Raw genomic sequence first — 15888 nt, forward strand, 5'->3', positions numbered from 1 at the left:
GGGTACCCCCCGGCCGGCGCCCCGCCCATGCCCGCCTCTCCGCCTCCCGGCGCGCCCGGCCACCGGCCGACGGCGCCCGCCGGACGCCCGGCGGGCGGCCCCGGATCCACGCCCGGCCCCGGCACCCACGCCGGAGCGGGCACCCCGGTGCGCCGCTGGATCGAGATCAACGGCACCCGCCACCAGATCTCCCGCCCGACCCTGGTCCTCGGCCGCAGCACCGACGCGGACGTGAGGATCGACGATCCCGGCGTCTCCCGCCGGCACTGCGAGATCCGGACCGGAACGCCCTCGACGATCCAGGATCTGGGATCCACCAACGGCATCGTGGTGGACGGGCAGCACACCACCCGCGCTACGCTCCGCGACGGCTCGCGGATCGTCGTGGGCAGCACCACCATCGTTTACCGGCAAGCCGAAGGGTGAAGCGGGGGCAATGTCAGAGCTGACCCTGACGGTCATGCGGTTGGGTTTCCTGGCCGTTCTGTGGCTGTTCGTCATCGTGGCCGTCCAGGTCATCCGCAGCGACCTGTTCGGTACGCGGGTCACCCAGCGCGGTTCGCGGCGCCAGGAGGCGCGACCCCAGCAGAACGCGCGCCAGGCCGCCGCGCCTCCGCAGCAGCGCGGCCAGCAGAACGCGGGAGGCCGCCAGCGCCGCGGCGCCCCGACCAAGCTGGTCGTCTCCGAGGGCACCCTCACCGGCACGACCGTCGCCCTCCAGGGCCAGACGATCACGCTGGGCCGGGCGCACGACTCGACGATCGTCCTCGACGACGACTACGCCTCCAGCCGCCACGCCCGGATCTACCCGGACCGGGACGGCCAGTGGATCGTCGAGGACCTCGGGTCCACGAACGGCACCTATCTCGACCGGGCCCGCCTCACCACCGCCACACCGATTCCGCTGGGCGCGCCGATCCGCATCGGCAAGACCGTCATCGAGCTGCGGAAGTAGTACGAAAATGAGCGAGCGGAGCGAGCGAGCCGGGACGAGCCCCGTCAAAGGCCGTGCCGCGCTCCCGACCGGAGCGACTGAAGCGACCGGAGCGACCGGCGGGGCCGGCGTGAACGGAGCGACCGGAGGGTGGGCAGTGTGGGTCGAGACCGGCTGTACCCCGATGCAGCGTCGACAGGGCAGGTGGGCATGACTCTGTCCCTGCGATTCGCCGCGGGCTCGCACAAGGGCATGATCCGCGAGGGCAACGAGGACTCGGGCTACGCCGGGCCCCGGCTGCTCGCCATCGCCGACGGCATGGGCGGCCAGGCCGCCGGCGAGGTCGCCTCCTCCGAGGTGATCTCCACGCTCGTCACGCTCGACGACGACGTCCCCGGCTCCGACATCCTCACCTCGCTCGGTACGGCGGTGCAGCGCGCCAACGACCAGCTGCGGATGATGGTCGAGGAGGACCCGCAGCTGGAGGGCATGGGCACCACGCTCACCGCCCTCCTGTGGACCGGCCAGCGCCTCGGTCTCGTGCACGTCGGCGACTCGCGCGCCTACCTGCTGCGCGACGGTGTCCTCACCCAGATCACCCAGGACCACACCTGGGTCCAGCGCCTCGTCGACGAGGGCCGGATCACCGAGGAAGAGGCCACCACCCACCCGCAGCGCTCGCTCCTCATGCGCGCGCTCGGCAGCGGCGACCACGTCGAACCCGACCTCTCCATCCGTGAGGTCCGGGCCGGCGACCGCTACCTGATCTGCTCCGACGGCCTGTCCGGCGTGGTCTCCCACCAGACCCTCGAGGACACCCTCGCCAGCTACCAGGGCCCGCACGAGACCGTGCAGGAGCTGATCCAGCTCGCGCTGCGCGGCGGCGGCCCCGACAACATCACGGTGATCGTCGCCGACGTCCTCGACGTCGACGGCGGCGACACCCTCGCCGGTCACCTCAGCGACACCCCGGTCATCGTGGGCGCCGTCGCCGAGAACCAGGCCCAGCTGAACGACGGCGGGGCGATGCAGACCCCCGCCGGCCGCGCCTCCGGCCTCGGCCGCCCCGCGCCGCACCAGCAGCCCCCCGCCGGCGGCTTCGGCCCGCCCGGCAGCGGCGGCGGCGACCACGGCTACGGCGGCATGCCCCCGCAGGGCTCCTTCGACTCGTACACGGACGACGACTTCGTCAAGCCGCGCACCGGCCGCAAGTGGCTCAAGCGCTCCTTCTTCCTCGTCCTCACCCTCGGCGTCATCGGCGGCGGCCTGTACGGCGCCTGGCGCTGGACGCAGACGCAGTACTACGTGGGTTCCAAGGACCAGCACGTGGCGCTGTACCAGGGCATCAGCCAGGACCTGGCGTGGGTGTCGCTCTCGAAGGTCGAGAAGGACCACCCCGAGATCGAACTCAAGTACCTCCCCGCCTACCAGCGGAAGCAGGTCGAGGACACGATCGCGGGCGGCAGCCTCGGCAAGGCCGAGACGAAGATCTCCGAGCTGGCCGTGCAGGCCTCGGCCTGCAAGAAGGCCGAGCAGCGTCACGCCGCCGCCGAGAAGGCCGCCGACCAGGCGAGCAAGCCGCCGGCCACCCAGCAGCCCGCAGGCACCGCCACCCCGACCCCCAAGCCCACCACAGCCGCTCCGTCCCCGGGTCCCACCCTCACCGCGGAGGAGCAGAAGCTGGCCTCGAACTGCGGCAAGCAGTAAGCACCCGTAGGGGGCCTTTCACCACCATGAGCGTTGTCACCAACACGACCACCATCGGCGCGATCGAGGCGCCGAGCCGCCGCAACACCGAGCTGGCGCTGCTCGCGTTCGCCGTCGTCATCCCGGTGTTCGCGTACCTCAACGTGGGCCTGGCCATCGACGGCAAGGTCCCGGCCGGAATGCTCGGGTACGGCCTCGGCCTGACCCTCCTCGCGGGCGTCGCGCACCTGGTGGTGCGGAAGTGGGCCCCGTACGCGGACCCGCTGCTGCTTCCGCTCGCGACCCTGCTGAACGGCATGGGTCTGGTGCTGATCTGGCGTCTCGACCAGTCGCCGCGGCTGATCTCGCTGGCGAAGCGCGCGTACGGGGCGTTCAGCCCGTCCGCGCCGAGCCAGATGATGTACTCGGCGATCGGCATCGCGATGTTCGTGGGCGTGCTGCTGCTGCTCAAGGACCACCGGGTGCTGCAGCGGTACACGTACATCTCGATGGTGGCGGCGCTCGTCCTGCTGCTGCTGCCGCTCGTGCCGGGGCTCGGCGCGGACGTCTTCGGCGCCAAGATCTGGATCCGCGTCGGCGGCTTCTCGATCCAGCCCGGTGAGTTCGCCAAGCTGGTCCTGGCGATCTTCTTCTCCGGCTACCTCATGGTGAAGCGGGACGCGCTGGCCCTGGCGAGCCGCCGTTTCATGGGGCTCTACCTGCCGCGCGGCCGTGACCTCGGCCCGATCATCACGATCTGGGCGGTCAGCCTCCTCATCCTGGTCTTCGAGAACGACCTCGGTACCTCGCTGCTGTTCTTCGGCATGTTCGTGATCATGCTGTACGTGGCGACCGAGCGGACCAGCTGGATCGTCATGGGTCTGCTGATGGCCGTGGCCGGCGCGGTGGTCGTCGGCTCCACGGCCAGCCACGTGAAGTCGCGTGTGGCCGCGTGGATCGACCCCTTCGAGTGCCTGAAGACGGCCACCGACCCGAACATGCTCAACGCCTGTGACCAGATGACGCAGGTGCTCATGTCGTTCGGCTCGGGCGGCATCCTGGGCACCGGTCTCGGCCAGGGCAACTCCGACCTCATCCAGTTCGCCGCCAACTCCGACTTCATCTTCGCCACCGTCGGCGAGGAGCTCGGCCTGACCGGCGTCATGGTCTTCCTGCTGCTGTACGGCCTGATCATCGAGCGCGGCATCCGCACCTCCCTCGCCGCCCGCGACCCCTTCGGCAAGCTGCTCGCGATGGGCCTCTCCGGTGCCTTCGCACTGCAGATCTTCGTCGTCGCCGGCGGTGTGATGGGCCTCATCCCGCTCACCGGTATGACGATGCCGTTCCTCGCGTACGGCGGTTCCTCCGTGATCGCCAACTGGGCCCTCATCGGCATCCTGATCCGGATCAGCGACACCGCGCGCCGTCCCGCGCCCGCCCCCGCCCCGAACCCCGACGCCGAGATGACCCAGGTGGTCCGTCCGTGAACAAGCCGCTGCGGCGGGTCGCGATCTTCTGCGGCCTGCTCGTCCTCGCCCTGCTCCTGCGGGACAACTGGCTCCAGGCCGTCCGCGCCGAGGAGCTGACCGCGCACCCCAAGAACCGGCGCATCCAGATCGAGCGGTACTCGAACGAGCGCGGGAACATCATCGTCGACGGCAAGCCCGTCACGGGCTCCGTCGACTCGGGCGACAAGTTCTACAAGTACAAGCGGACCTATGTGGACGGCCCCATGTGGGCCCCGGTCACCGGGTACGCCTCGCAGGCCTACGACGCCAACCAGATCGAGAAGATCGAGGACGGCATCCTCACCGGCAACGACGACCGGCTCTTCTTCGACCGCACCCTCGCCATGTTCACCGGTGAGAAGAAGAAGGGCGGCGACGTCGTCACCACCCTCAGCGGCGCCGCGCAGAAGGCCGCCTACAAGGGACTCGGCAGCAAGACCGGCGCCGTCGTCGCCATCGAGCCGAAGACCGGCAAGATCCTCGCGATGGCGTCCACTCCCTCGTACGACCCCTCCTCCTTCGCCGGCTACTCCGGCACGGACGAGAAGGCCTGGGTCGCGCTGGAGAAGGACAAGAACAAGCCGAAGCTGAACCGCGCGATCCGCGAGATCTACCCGCCCGGCTCCGTCTTCAAGGTCGTCACGGCCGCCGCCGCGCTGGAGAACGGCAAGGTCACCGACATCAACGCGCCGACCGACACCCCGGAGGGCTGGAAGCTCCCGCTCTCCACCAAGGAGATGGTCAACCACGCCAGGGGCTGCGCCAACGCCAGTCTGAACCGTGCCCTGGAGATCTCCTGCAACTCGGTCTTCGCGAAGCTCGGCGACGACGTCGGCCGCGACAAGATGGTCGAGATGGCGGAGAAGTTCGGCTTCAACGCCGAGCAGTTCACCCCGGTCCGTTCCTCGGCCTCCGTCTTCGACAAGAAGGCCGACCGCCCCGGCAACGCGCTCTCGTCCATCGGCCAGTTCAACACCGCGACGACCCCGCTCCAGATGGCGATGGTCACGGCGGCGATCGCCAACGACGGCAAGCTGATGAAGCCGTACATGATCGACCAGCTGCGGGCCCCGAACCTCGACGTCCTCAAGCAGAACGAGCCGGAGGAGATGAGTCGTCCGGTCTCGCCGGAGACCGCCCAGAAGCTCCAGCAGATGATGGAGAACGTCGTCAGCAACGGAACCGGCGGCAACGCCGATCTGCACATGGACGGCGTGAAGGTCGGCGGCAAGACGGGTACGGCCCAGCACGGCGAGAAGAACGCCAAGCGCCCGTACGCCTGGTTCATCTCGTATGCCAAGACGGCCGAGGGCTCCCCGGTCGCGGTCGCCGTCGTCGTCGAGGACTCGGCGGGCACCGACCGTGAGGACATCACCGGTGGCGGCCTGGCCGCCCCGATCGCCAAGGCCGTGATGAAGGCCGTCATCAAGACCCGGGGCTGACCCCCCGGACCCCGTACGAGCCAGGTACCGGTCAGGTATCAGCTACCGGCCCCGGGCGGATCGCCTTCCCGGGGCCGGTAGCGTATGCGCGAACAGCACACACCGCCGGACCACCCATGGGTGCGGTCGGGACAGACGGAGAGGGCTGGATTAGCTATGGAAGAGCCGCGTCGCCTCGGCGGCCGGTACGAGCTGGGCCCGGTGCTCGGCCGTGGTGGCATGGCCGAGGTGTACCTCGCCCAGGACACCCGGCTCGGCCGCACCGTCGCCGTGAAGACGCTGCGGGCCGACCTGGCCCGCGATCCGTCCTTCCAGGCCCGGTTCCGCCGTGAGGCACAGTCCGCCGCCTCGCTGAACCACCCGGCGATCGTCGCGGTCTACGACACCGGCGAGGACTACGTCGACCAGGTCTCCATCCCGTACATCGTGATGGAGTACGTCGACGGGTCGACCCTGCGCGAGCTGCTGCACTCCGGGCGCAAGCTGCTGCCCGAGCGCACCCTCGAGATGACGGTCGGCATCCTCCAGGCGCTGGAGTACTCGCACCGCGCCGGCATCGTGCACCGTGACATCAAGCCGGCGAACGTCATGCTGACGCGCACCGGCCAGGTCAAGGTCATGGACTTCGGCATCGCGCGCGCCATGGGCGACTCCGGCATGACCATGACGCAGACTTCCGCGGTGATCGGCACGGCCCAGTACCTCTCCCCCGAGCAGGCCAAGGGCGAGCAGGTCGACGCCCGCTCCGACCTGTACTCCACGGGCTGCCTGCTCTACGAGCTGCTCACCGTCCGGCCCCCGTTCATCGGCGACTCCCCGGTCGCGGTCGCGTACCAGCACGTCCGCGAGGAGCCGCAGCCACCGAGCAACTTCGACCCCGAGATCACGCCCGAGATGGACGCCATCGTCCTGAAGGCGCTGGTCAAGGACCCCGACTACCGCTACCAGTCCGCCGACGAGATGCGCGCGGACATCGAGGCCTGCCTCGACGGTCAGCCGGTCGCGGCCGCCGCCGCGATGGGCATGGGAATGGGCATGGCGGGCGCGCCCGCGTACGGCGGGGGCTACGGCGGCTATCCGCCGGAGGACCAGCCGACCACCGCGCTGCGCCAGGCCGACCCGGCCGGCCAGACCTCGATGCTGCCGCCGGTGAACCCGGACGACGGCGGCTACGGCTACGACGACCGTCCGGACCGCCGCCGCGGCGGTGGCCAGAAGAAGTCGAACACCTCGACGATCCTGCTGGCCCTCGCGGGCGTCCTGGTGCTCGTCGGCGCGATCTTCATCGGTGTCTCGCTCATGGACAAGAAGGACGGCCCGCAGAAGGTCACGGTCCCGCAGTTGGTCGGCCAGACCCTGCAGGGGGCGCAGGACCTGGCGAAGAACGCCCAGGTGAAGGTCCAGCAGGCCGGCACCGAGCGCTGTGACCAGCCCAAGGACGCCATCTGCCGTCAGGACCCGGCCGCGGGCCCCGGCGCGAAGATGGAGACCGACGGCACGGTCCAGGTGTACGTCTCCGAGGGCGCCCCGCTCATCGAGGTCCCGGACGTCATGGAGCAGTCCCAGGAGCGGGCCGAGCAGAGCCTCAAGGACAAGGGCTTCAAGGTCAAGGTCGAGCAGGAGGAGTCCGCCGATCAGGACCCCGGCACGGTCCTGCGCCAGAACCCCGAGGGCGGCACGAAGGCGGAGAAGAACTCCGAGATCACGATCACGGTCGCGAAGAAGCAGCTGTCGGAGCTTCCCGACGTCAAGACCCGCAACGTCGACCAGGCCATCCAGCAGCTGAACGCGATCGGCTTCAGGAACGTGACCAGGGAGGAGGTCGACTCTGACCAGCCCGCTGGCACGGTCGTCGACCAGACCCCGCAGGGCCCGTCGAACCAGCCGAAGGACGTCCAGATCACGCTGAAGGTCTCCAAGGGCCCGCAGCAGCAGACGGTCCAGATCCCCACGGGCCTGACCGGCAAGAAGTTCAAGGAAGTCCGGGACCTGCTCCAGGGCATGGGTCTGCAGGTCGTCCAGGTGGGCTCCGACAAGGAGGACGCCATGGTCCTCGGCACGAACCCCCCGGAGGGTTCGACGGTTCCCACCAACCAGCCGATCACCGTCACCACGCTGGGCGGCGGAGGCGGCGGGGACAACAACAACGGAAACCCCGGCGGCGGCTTCTTCGGCTGACGCCCGGCACGCACCGGCACGCACAACGGGAGAGCCCCGGCATCCGCACTGGATGCCGGGGCTCTCCCGTCTCCACCCGAAGATCGGCGCCCGAAGTTCGGCGCCCGAGGCTCAGCTCCCGAAGCTCAGCGCAGTTCCGCCGGCGGCGTGCGGTCGCGGTCGACCTTCTCCGTGCGTACCAGTTCGCCCCAGACGATGTAGCGGTAGTCCGAGGTGTACATGGGGGTGCAGGTGGTCAGCGTGATGTAGCGGCCGGGCTTGGTCCTGCCGGATTCCTTCGGGACGGGCTGGAGGACGTCCACGTTGTACTTCGTGGTCTCGGGCAGGGTCTTGTAGACCTTGTAGACGTACCAGGTGTCCTTGGTCTCGAAGACGATCGCGTCCCCGGTCTTCAACTTGTGGATGTTGTGGAACTTGGCGCCGTGCCCGTCCCGGTGCGCGGCGAGCGTGAAGTTGCCCTGCTTGTCCTGCGGCAGCCCGGACTTGACCGGGTCGGTGTAGTAGCCGGCGACGCCGTGGTTGAGGACGTCGGTGCCGGTGCCCTGCTTCACCAGGACCTCGCCGTTGTTCATGGCGGGTACGTGGAGGAAGCCGATGCCGTCCTTGGTGTCGAGCGCCCCCGGGCCCTGGTCGGCCCACTGGCCGCGGACCTGGGCGCCGTCCTTGTCGGCGGCCCGGTCGGCGAGGACGTTGGTCCACCACAGGGAGTAGACGACGAAGAGGCCGAGCACCAGGCCCGCCGTGATGAGGAGTTCGCCGATGAGGCTGATGATCCCGGCGATCCGGTTGCGCGCGCGTGCCACTAGGTCGTCCCGTCGTCCCGTCCGGAGGTGTGGGGTCTCAGCCTACGAGCGCTTTCGGCTTTCCCTTGCTGCGCGGGCGTTCCTCGACCAGCTTGCCCCACACGATCATGCGGTACGTGCTGGTGAACTCCGGTGTGCAGGTGGTCAACGTGATGTACCGGCCGGGGCCCTTGAAGCCGGACTGCTTCGGCACGGGGTCGATCACCGAGACGTTGGAGGGCGAGGTCTGCGGCAGGACGCTGGCCATCTCGTACGTGTAGTACGCGCTCTGGGTCTCGACGACGATCGGGTCCCCGGGCTTCAACTGGTTGATGTACCGGAAGGGTTCGCCGTGCGTGTTGCGATGGCCGGCCACCGCGAAGTTGCCCTGCTTGTCGGCGGGCATGGCCGTCTTGAGCTTGCCCTCGCCGTAGTGGCCGACCATGCCCTTGTCGAGGACCTCGGTCTTGCTGGTGCCCTCGGCGATGGGGACGACGACGTCCAGCTTGGGGATGTACATGATGGCGAAGCCCTTGCCGGGCTCGAAGGCCTCGGGCTCGCTGGTGTCCCCGCCCTTGGACCAGGTGTCCTCGATCTGCTCCTTGGCCCGGTCCGTCTCCTGGCCGGCCCGGACGTTCGTCCACCACAGCTGGTAGGTGACGAAGAGGAGCATGACGACGCCGAAGGTGATGAAGAGTTCCCCGACGACGCGGCTGGCGACGACGCCGACGCTCTCCTTGGCCGCGCGGGCGGCCCGCCGGGCCTCGACGCGGGAGAGGGGCCGGCCCTCGGCGGCGGGGGCGGGAGCTGCGGGGGCCGTGCCCCGGCTCCTGCCCCGGCCGCCCTTGGCGGCGCGCCGGCGCTCGGCCCGCCCGGGCCCCGTGGGCGGCTCGGAGCCCGGCTCTGAGACCTCTTCCAGGACCGGGATGGGCATCGTCTCGTCCCGCGGGGCCCGCGGGGGCTCCTCCGCCTCGTACGGCCCGTACGAGGGCTCGTAGGGGCCCTCTTGGGCGACGGCCCCCTGAGGTACGGACGCGGGCTCCTCGTACGCGTACGCCTCGGCGGGGACGTAGGAGTCCGCCGATACGTACGGGTCGGCGGGCGGCGCGTACGACTCGGGGGCCGCGTACGGCTCGGTGGCCGCGTACTGCTCGGTGGCGGCGTACTGCTCGGCGGGCGCGGGTACGTACGCATCGCCGCCCGCGTACGGTTCGGCGGGCGCGTACGGTTCGGCGGGCGCGTACGGTTCGGCCGCCGCGTACGGTTCGGCGGGCGCGTACGAGTCACCGGGTATCGGCTCGGGCCCCGGTCCGTTCGTCGGCCGGAACCACGGCGAGCCCGTCGTCACGCGACGGCCTTGCCCACCACCGGAGCGAGCCCCGCCGACCGGCCGACCGCCCCCTTGTCGCCGCACTGCTCCAGCCAGTTGGCGAGCATCAGGTGACCGTGCTCGGTGAGGACCGACTCGGGGTGGAACTGCACGCCCTCGACCGGGAGTTCACGGTGGCGCAGCCCCATGATGATGCCGTCCTCGGTCCGCGCGGTGACCTCGAGCTCGGCCGGCAGGGCGGCGGGCTCGGCGGCCAGCGAGTGGTAGCGGGTCGCGGTGAACGGCGAGGGGAGGCCCGCGAAGACGCCCTGGCCCTCGTGCGTGACGAGGGAGGTCTTGCCGTGCAGCAGCTCGGGCGCGCGGTCGACGACGCCGCCGTACGCCACGGCCATCGACTGCATGCCGAGGCAGACGCCGAAGACGGGCACACCGGTGTCGGCGCAGTGGCGCACCATGTCGATGCACACGCCGGCCTGCTCGGGCGCGCCCGGCCCGGGCGACAGGAGCACGCCGTCGAAGCCGTCCTGCGCGTGGCTGAGCTCCACCTCGTCGTTGCGGAGCACTTCGCACTCGGCACCGAGCTGGTAGAGGTACTGAACGAGGTTGAAGACGAAGCTGTCGTAGTTGTCGACGACGAGAATTCGCGCGCTCACTGGCCGTCCACCGTCACATCGTTGAACGGAAGCAGAGGCTCCGCCCAGGGGAACACGTACTGGAAGAGGACGTAGACGACCGCGAGGACCAGCACGATCGAGATCAGCGCCCGTACCCACGCGTTGCCCGGCAGATGCCGCCAGATCCAGCCGTACATGACGTGGACCGCCCCTTCCGTTCGTTACGGGGACCAGAGTACGGGGCGAGGGGGCCGTGAGGGGTCAGCTGTCCAAAGCCTGTGGACGACCGTCGGTCACCGGGCGGGTGGCGTCGAGGTGCGCCCACACGATCAGGCGGTGGCTGCTGCCCCACTCGGGGTCGCAGGTGGTGAGGGTGAGGTAGCGGCCGGGCCCGTGGAAGCCGGACTTCCTGGGGACGGGGTCGACGACGGCGGTGTCGCCGGGGACGGTCCGGTAGGGCCCGCGGTCGATCCGGTACGTGAACCAGGTCGTCCCGTCGGTGAGGACGATCGCGTCGCCGGGGCGCAGCCGCGGGAAGTCCTTGAAGGGGTCGCCGTGGGTGCGGCGGTGGCCGGCGACGGCGAAGTTCCCGGTGCCGCCGAGCGTGGTGGTGCGGGCGTAGTGCCCGAGGCCCTTCTTGAGGACGTCGGGGCCGGTGCCTTCGAGGACGGGCCACTTCCAGTCGCGGCCGAGCCGGGGGACGTACATCACGGCGATGCCCTTGCCGGTGACGTACGGCTTCGGCTTCGGTACGCGCGCGGGGTCGGGTGCGGGGTCGGGTGCGGGGTCGGGTGCGGGTACGGCGGCGACGGGCAGGTCGGCCCACTCGCGCTGCAGGGTGTCGATCTGGGCGGCGCTGGCGCTGTCGGCCTGGACGCCGATCCAGTACAGGACGTACACGACGAAGAGGACGATGAGGGTGCCGACGGTCAGGCACAGCTCGCTGAGGGTCCTCACGACGAGACGCAAGCGGCCCTCCCGCTGTCAGCTCACCGGCTTCGCGTAGTGGAGGTCCACTGTGCCCGAGTACCCCGGAAGAGTCACCGCCCTGTGCTCGTCGACTTTCCAGCCGAGTCCGTACGCCTTGACGTACAGCTGGTAGTTCTGGAGCGCGGGGGAGGCGGCGAGCGCCCTGGTCAGCTTCCCCTGGTCACCGACAGCGGTGATCTTGTACGGCGGGGAGTAGACGCGGCCCTGGAGGATCAGGGTGTTGCCGACGCAGCGCACGGCGCTGGTGGAGATGAGCCGCTGGTCCATGACCCGGATGCCTTCGGCGCCGCCCTGCCAGAGGGCGTTGACGACGGCCTGGAGGTCCTGCTGGTGGATGACCAGGTCGTTGGCCTGCGGTTCGGGGTAGCCGGGGGCGGCCTGGGCGTTCGGCGGGGCGTCGTCGAGGGTGACGGTGAGGCCGGAGCCGGAGACCTCGGTGGTGCCCGCCTTCACTTCGAGCGCGTCGAGTTCCCTGTCCTCCGCGCGCGTGGAGCCGTCGTCGCGGGCGGCGAGGGAGTCGACCTGGGCGCGGAGGGCGGCGGCGGACTCGTCGAGGCCGGCGTTCTTGTGGCTGCGTTCCTCGATGAGGTCGGACAGCCTGAGGAGCGAGGCGTCCGTGCGGATGTTGGTGCCCTTGGCCGTGTTGAAGCTCGTGACGAAGATCAGTCCGGCGAGGGCGAAAACGGCAAGGGTGAGCACCCGGACGGGGCGCCACCTCGTGGTGCGGCCCGGCCCTTCGGGAGTGTCGGCGGAATTGCTCAACGTACCCTGATCCCCTTCGGTGCCGCGGAACCACTACGCTAACGGACGCCTGGGGGACGCAGTCGTCCTCCTTCGTCACATCCCGGCGCCAGCCACAGTTCCCTGCGCGGTCACGCAGCGCATCGACAGGAGAGTCCCTCGTGCCGAAGTCACGGATCCGCAAGAAGGCCGACTTCACGCCTCCGCCCGCCAAGCAGGCCACCAATATCAAGCTGACCAACCGCGGCTGGGTGGCGCCGGTGATGCTGGCGCTGTTCGCCATCGGTCTTGTGTGGATCGTGGTCTTCTACGTCACCGACGGCTCCATGCCGGTCGAGGCGATCCGGAACTGGAACATCGTGGTGGGCTTCGGCTTCATCGCGGCCGGCTTCGGCGTCTCCACGCAGTGGAAGTAGCCCGAGGAGCCGTGCTCCGGGCGATCTAGCGGTCGCGACAGGCCCTCGTCAAGCTCACCCCCGAGCTTATCCACAGCGTTGTGCACAGCACTGGATAACTTACGAAGATCTGTGGATAACTCACACGGGGTTGACGGCGGTATGACCGGAATCACCCTCGGCAGAACACACAGCGCCCCTCGCCTCCCTGGAGAAACACCAGGTCAGAGGCGAGGGGCTTTGTCTTTCCCCACAGAGCGGGAAGGATTCGCCACGCACTGTGGATAACTCTGGGGAAAGCTTACGGAGAAGCTCGTCCACAGGTCCCTGTGCTCAGGTGAGCGCAGCCGAACGGGCGAGCACGATCCCCAGGTCGATCAGGAGCACCAGTCCACAGGCGCCGTACTGCACGAGGTCCCGCCGGGCCCGCGGCGCGTGCACCATCGCGTACGTCACCAGGAGGCCGGCCACCAGACCGCCGATGTGCGCCTCCCAGGAGATCCCCGGACGGGTGAACGTGATGAGCAGGTTCAGCGCCACGAACAGGAGTGCCGGACGCATGTCCTGCCGCCTGTGCCGGGCCAGCACGATCCAGGCTCCGATCAGGCCGTAGACCATGCCGGAGGCGCCGAGCGAGAACTGGGTGTGCGGGGAGAGCAGATAGGCCAGCGTGGAGCCGGAGAGCGCGGAGAGCAGGCAGAGGGCCGTGTACCGGATCCTCCCCAGCTCGGGCTCGACGATCCCGCCGATCATCCACAGGCCCAGCATGTTGAAGAGGAAGTGCGGGAGCTCCTGGTGGAGGAAGGCGGAGGTCAGCAGGCGGTACCACTCGCCGTCCGCGACCCCGACCGGCTCACCGTTCGCGAGGACCACATGGCCACCGCCGATGAGCGCGAGGTCGTCGAGGAGCCGGTCGCCCACCACCTGCACGGCGATGAACAGCGCCAGGTTGATCGCCATGAGGATCTTGGTGACGAGGCGTCCGTCCGCCGCCACCCGGCCGCCCGCGAGCGTCCGGGGCTGGTTGGCGCCGGCGGCGTGGCCGGTGCCCGAGCCGTTCCGTACGCACTCGGGGCACTGGAAGCCGACGGACGCGGGGATCATGCACTGCGGGCAGATGGGCCGCTCGCAGCGGGCGCAGCGGATGCCGGTCTCGGCCTCCGGGTGGCGGTAGCAGCGCAGCAGACCGGGCTGCGTGTCCATGGGAGGTTCCGTCCCTTCCGCCTCAGCGCTTCTCGATCACCACGGACTCGACGACGACGTCCTGGAGCGGACGCTCGGTGTGCGGGTCGGTCGCGGTGGTCGCGATCGCGTCGACGACCTTCCGGCTCGCCTGGTCGGCGACCTCGCCGAAGATGGTGTGCTTGCGGTTCAGCCAGGTCGCGGGGCCGACGGTGATGAAGAACTGCGAGCCGTTGGTGCCCGGGCCCGCGTTGGCCATGGCCAGCAGGTAGGGCCGGTCGAAGAAGAGCTCCGGGTGGAACTCGTCGGCGAACTCGTAGCCCGGTCCGCCCGTGCCGTTCCCCAGCGGGTCGCCGCCCTGGATCATGAAGCCCTTGATGACCCGGTGGAAGACCGTTCCGTCGTAGAGCGGGTCCGAGGAGACCGTGCCGGTGGCGGGGTGCGTCCACTCGCGCTCGCCGGAGGCGAGTTCGACGAAGTTCCGGACCGTCTTCGGGGCGTGGAACGGCATCAGCCGCACCGTGATGTCACCCAGGCTCGTCTTGAGGATCGCGTACAGCTGCTCGGCCACGGTCGGTCGCCTTCCGTCCCACGTCGTGTCGCGTCGTGCCGCGTCGTCCGGCACCGACTCGCGTCGTCTCGGATGGAATCGCGTCGAATCGCGCCGACTCGCGTCATGTCACGTCTGTCTCTGGCGTGTCCGATCCTCGCATGCCCCGGATGCCAGCCCCGCATGCCGGACGCCGCTCCGACGGGCATGATTCCGAAAAGGATGGAAAGGTGAAAAACCGACATCGCCACCGAGGAGGAGGAATCCCGTGACCCGCATGGACAGCGTGCGCGCCGCGACAGGTTCGGCGAAGGAGAGCGTCCTGCACGCCGCGGAAGTGGTGGCGCCGTACGCCGGCTCGGCCAAGGACCAGGCCGCGCACTACGCACACGAGGCGCGGGTGGTGCTCGCGCCGAAGGTCTCGAAGGCCGCGTCCGCGGCCCGTACACAGGCTCGCGCGCAGTACGACTCGTATGTCGCGCCGCACGTACCGCCGCGGGTCGACGCGGCCGCACACCGTGCGGCGGTCAAGACCCGCCAGGCCGCCCGTCAGGCGGCCGACTACACCGTCCCGCGCGTCGAGAGCGCGGTCGCCGCGACCGGTCCCGTCCTGGAGGAGGCCGGGTCGCGTTCCACCGCCGCCTGGGCCGCGCTGCGCGGTCAGGTGACGCCGAAGGAAATCCGGAAGATCGTGAAGAAGCACGAGCGTCGGGCCAGGGCCGGACGCCTCGCCTGGGGACTCGTCGCCCTCGGCGTACTGGTCGGCGGCGCGTTCGCCGCCTGGAAGTGGTGGGACAAGCAGGCCAATCCCGACTGGCTGGTCGAGCCTCCCGCGCCCACCGAGATGGACGAGGGCTCCTCGCCGCCGTCCGTCGACGGCAGTGGGGCCTCCCTCGATGCGGAGGCGGAGACCGAGGCCGATGCCGCGGCCGCCGCAGAAGCCGCCGAACGCGACGAGCGCCGCTGACCGACCGCCACTCCTGCCGAGGTCCTACCGGGGTCCTGCTGGGGTCCTGCTGGGGTCCTGCTGGGGTCCTGCTGGGTCCTGCTGGGCCCCTCACCGGCTCCTGCCGAGGTCCTACCGGGGGTCCTGCTGGGGTCCTACCGGGGCCTGCTGGGTCCTGCTGGGCCCCTCACCGGCTCCTGCCGAGGTCCTACCGGGGGTCCTGCTGGGGTCCTACCGGGGCCTGCTGGGGTCCTGCTGACCCCTCACCGGGTCCTGCCGAGGTTCTGTGCGTGGGGTGCTGTGCGTGGGGTGCTGTGCGTGGGGTGTGGGGAGTACGCGTCGTCGTCTCCCCGCGCCCTACGCCGCCGTGGCGGCGGCGAGCGCCAGCTCCGTCAGCGCCGCCGGGTCGCTCTCGACGCCGGCGGTCGACGAGGACCGCTGCCGGGCGGAGGGCGAGGAACCGTGGGCCTCGGCGGCGATGCGCTGCTTGATGGTGGGCGGCAGGGAGCGGTCCCCGACGAGCGGCCACCGGTGCGCCCGCTGCGCCGGTACGGAGACGAGGGCGCGCTCCCCGGCGACGGGGGCGGTGGCGGCGGCGGGCGCGGCCGGC

The 15888-nt window shown here is 70.1% G+C and carries 17 protein-coding genes; 8 read left to right on the forward strand and 9 right to left on the reverse strand.

All coding sequences use genetic code 11. The features are described from left to right. The 6 genes from CCN56_RS24760 to pknB all read left to right on the forward strand — a co-directional run. On the forward strand, nucleotides 1–426 hold a 426-nt coding region (locus CCN56_RS24760), incomplete at its 5' end, for an FHA domain-containing protein (RefSeq protein ID WP_143664616.1). 10 nt (nucleotides 427–436) lie between these two features. Continuing rightward, complete coding sequence (locus CCN56_RS24765; protein ID WP_041130130.1) at nucleotides 437–955, forward strand: FHA domain-containing protein; 519 nt, start codon at nucleotides 437–439, stop codon at nucleotides 953–955. A 189-nt stretch (nucleotides 956–1144) separates the two neighbouring features. Beyond that, a complete protein-coding gene (locus CCN56_RS24770) occupies nucleotides 1145–2641 on the forward strand; it encodes a Stp1/IreP family PP2C-type Ser/Thr phosphatase (protein WP_086830108.1) in 1497 nt (498 codons plus the stop codon). A gap of 26 nt (nucleotides 2642–2667) precedes the next feature. Next, nucleotides 2668–4107, forward strand: coding sequence for an FtsW/RodA/SpoVE family cell cycle protein (locus CCN56_RS24775; protein WP_086830110.1), 1440 nt, complete (start codon nucleotides 2668–2670; stop codon nucleotides 4105–4107). Further along, on the forward strand, nucleotides 4104–5570 hold the full coding sequence (locus CCN56_RS24780) for a penicillin-binding protein 2 (RefSeq protein WP_086830112.1): 1467 nt from the start codon (nucleotides 4104–4106) through the stop codon (nucleotides 5568–5570). Before CCN56_RS24775 ends, CCN56_RS24780 begins: the two co-directional genes overlap by 4 nt. A 156-nt stretch (nucleotides 5571–5726) precedes the next feature. Continuing rightward, nucleotides 5727–7748: a Stk1 family PASTA domain-containing Ser/Thr kinase gene (gene pknB / locus CCN56_RS24790; RefSeq protein WP_086830114.1), complete on the forward strand. Its 2022-nt coding sequence runs from the start codon at nucleotides 5727–5729 to the stop codon at nucleotides 7746–7748. 125 nt (nucleotides 7749–7873) lie between these two features. On the opposite strand, the gene CCN56_RS24795 is transcribed toward pknB, so the two are convergent. The 6 genes from CCN56_RS24795 to CCN56_RS24820 form a co-directional block, all read right to left on the reverse strand. Then, nucleotides 7874–8551, reverse strand: coding sequence for a class E sortase (locus CCN56_RS24795; protein WP_086830116.1), 678 nt, complete (start codon nucleotides 8549–8551; stop codon nucleotides 7874–7876). A gap of 37 nt (nucleotides 8552–8588) precedes the next feature. Then, nucleotides 8589–9878: a class E sortase gene (locus tag CCN56_RS24800; RefSeq protein ID WP_256962123.1), complete on the reverse strand. Its 1290-nt coding sequence runs from the start codon at nucleotides 9876–9878 to the stop codon at nucleotides 8589–8591. Continuing rightward, nucleotides 9875–10513 carry an aminodeoxychorismate/anthranilate synthase component II gene (locus CCN56_RS24805; RefSeq protein ID WP_086830118.1) on the reverse strand — a complete coding sequence of 213 codons (639 nt, stop codon included), beginning with the start codon at nucleotides 10511–10513 and terminating at the stop codon, nucleotides 9875–9877. The genes CCN56_RS24800 and CCN56_RS24805 overlap by 4 nt, the downstream gene beginning before the upstream one ends. Next, nucleotides 10510–10671, reverse strand: coding sequence for a hypothetical protein (locus CCN56_RS43400; protein ID WP_015034837.1), 162 nt, complete (start codon nucleotides 10669–10671; stop codon nucleotides 10510–10512). The genes CCN56_RS24805 and CCN56_RS43400 overlap by 4 nt, the downstream gene beginning before the upstream one ends. A gap of 64 nt (nucleotides 10672–10735) precedes the next feature. After that, nucleotides 10736–11443 (reverse strand): class E sortase, encoded by a 708-nt coding sequence (locus tag CCN56_RS24815; RefSeq protein WP_086830120.1) that lies wholly within the window; start codon nucleotides 11441–11443, stop codon nucleotides 10736–10738. A 15-nt stretch (nucleotides 11444–11458) separates the two neighbouring features. Beyond that, entirely contained in the window at nucleotides 11459–12226 is a 768-nt protein-coding gene (locus CCN56_RS24820) for a DUF881 domain-containing protein (RefSeq protein WP_086830121.1), read from the reverse strand. Nucleotides 12227–12366: 140 nt separating this feature from the next. Between CCN56_RS24820 and crgA the strand changes: the two genes are divergently transcribed. Further along, a complete protein-coding gene (crgA, locus tag CCN56_RS24825; RefSeq protein ID WP_041130140.1) occupies nucleotides 12367–12621 on the forward strand; it encodes a cell division protein CrgA in 255 nt (84 codons plus the stop codon). A gap of 312 nt (nucleotides 12622–12933) precedes the next feature. Here the strand turns inward: crgA and CCN56_RS24830 are convergent, their stop codons facing one another. Both CCN56_RS24830 and CCN56_RS24835 read right to left on the reverse strand, forming a co-directional pair. Next, a complete protein-coding gene (locus CCN56_RS24830) occupies nucleotides 12934–13803 on the reverse strand; it encodes a rhomboid family intramembrane serine protease (protein ID WP_086830124.1) in 870 nt (289 codons plus the stop codon). A 22-nt stretch (nucleotides 13804–13825) separates the two neighbouring features. Then, nucleotides 13826–14353, reverse strand: a complete 528-nt coding sequence (locus CCN56_RS24835) for a peptidylprolyl isomerase (RefSeq protein WP_086830126.1) — start codon at nucleotides 14351–14353, stop codon at nucleotides 13826–13828. A 247-nt stretch (nucleotides 14354–14600) separates the two neighbouring features. Between CCN56_RS24835 and CCN56_RS24840 the strand changes: the two genes are divergently transcribed. Beyond that, nucleotides 14601–15299 carry a DUF5324 family protein gene (locus CCN56_RS24840; RefSeq protein ID WP_086830127.1) on the forward strand — a complete coding sequence of 233 codons (699 nt, stop codon included), beginning with the start codon at nucleotides 14601–14603 and terminating at the stop codon, nucleotides 15297–15299. A gap of 336 nt (nucleotides 15300–15635) precedes the next feature. Here the strand turns inward: CCN56_RS24840 and CCN56_RS24845 are convergent. Next, on the reverse strand, nucleotides 15636–15888 hold a 253-nt coding region (locus CCN56_RS24845), incomplete at its 5' end, for a DUF6344 domain-containing protein (RefSeq protein ID WP_256962124.1).

Origin of the sequence: Streptomyces sp. NRRL B-24572, assembly GCF_002156145.1 — a bacterium.
In the GTDB taxonomy this organism is placed as follows: Bacteria; Actinomycetota; Actinomycetes; order Streptomycetales; family Streptomycetaceae; genus Streptomyces; species Streptomyces vietnamensis.

Coding starts and splice junctions, on each gene's coding strand:
- CCN56_RS24770 (WP_086830108.1), top strand. CDS start 1,145: ATGACTCTGTCCCTGCGATTCGCCGCGGGCTCGCACAAGGGCATGATC.
- CCN56_RS43400 (WP_015034837.1), bottom strand. CDS start 10,671: ATGTACGGCTGGATCTGGCGGCATCTGCCGGGCAACGCGTGGGTACGG.
- CCN56_RS24775 (WP_086830110.1), top strand. CDS start 2,668: ATGAGCGTTGTCACCAACACGACCACCATCGGCGCGATCGAGGCGCCG.
- pknB (WP_086830114.1), top strand. CDS start 5,727: ATGGAAGAGCCGCGTCGCCTCGGCGGCCGGTACGAGCTGGGCCCGGTG.
- CCN56_RS24765 (WP_041130130.1), top strand. CDS start 437: ATGTCAGAGCTGACCCTGACGGTCATGCGGTTGGGTTTCCTGGCCGTT.
- CCN56_RS24830 (WP_086830124.1), bottom strand. CDS start 13,803: ATGGACACGCAGCCCGGTCTGCTGCGCTGCTACCGCCACCCGGAGGCC.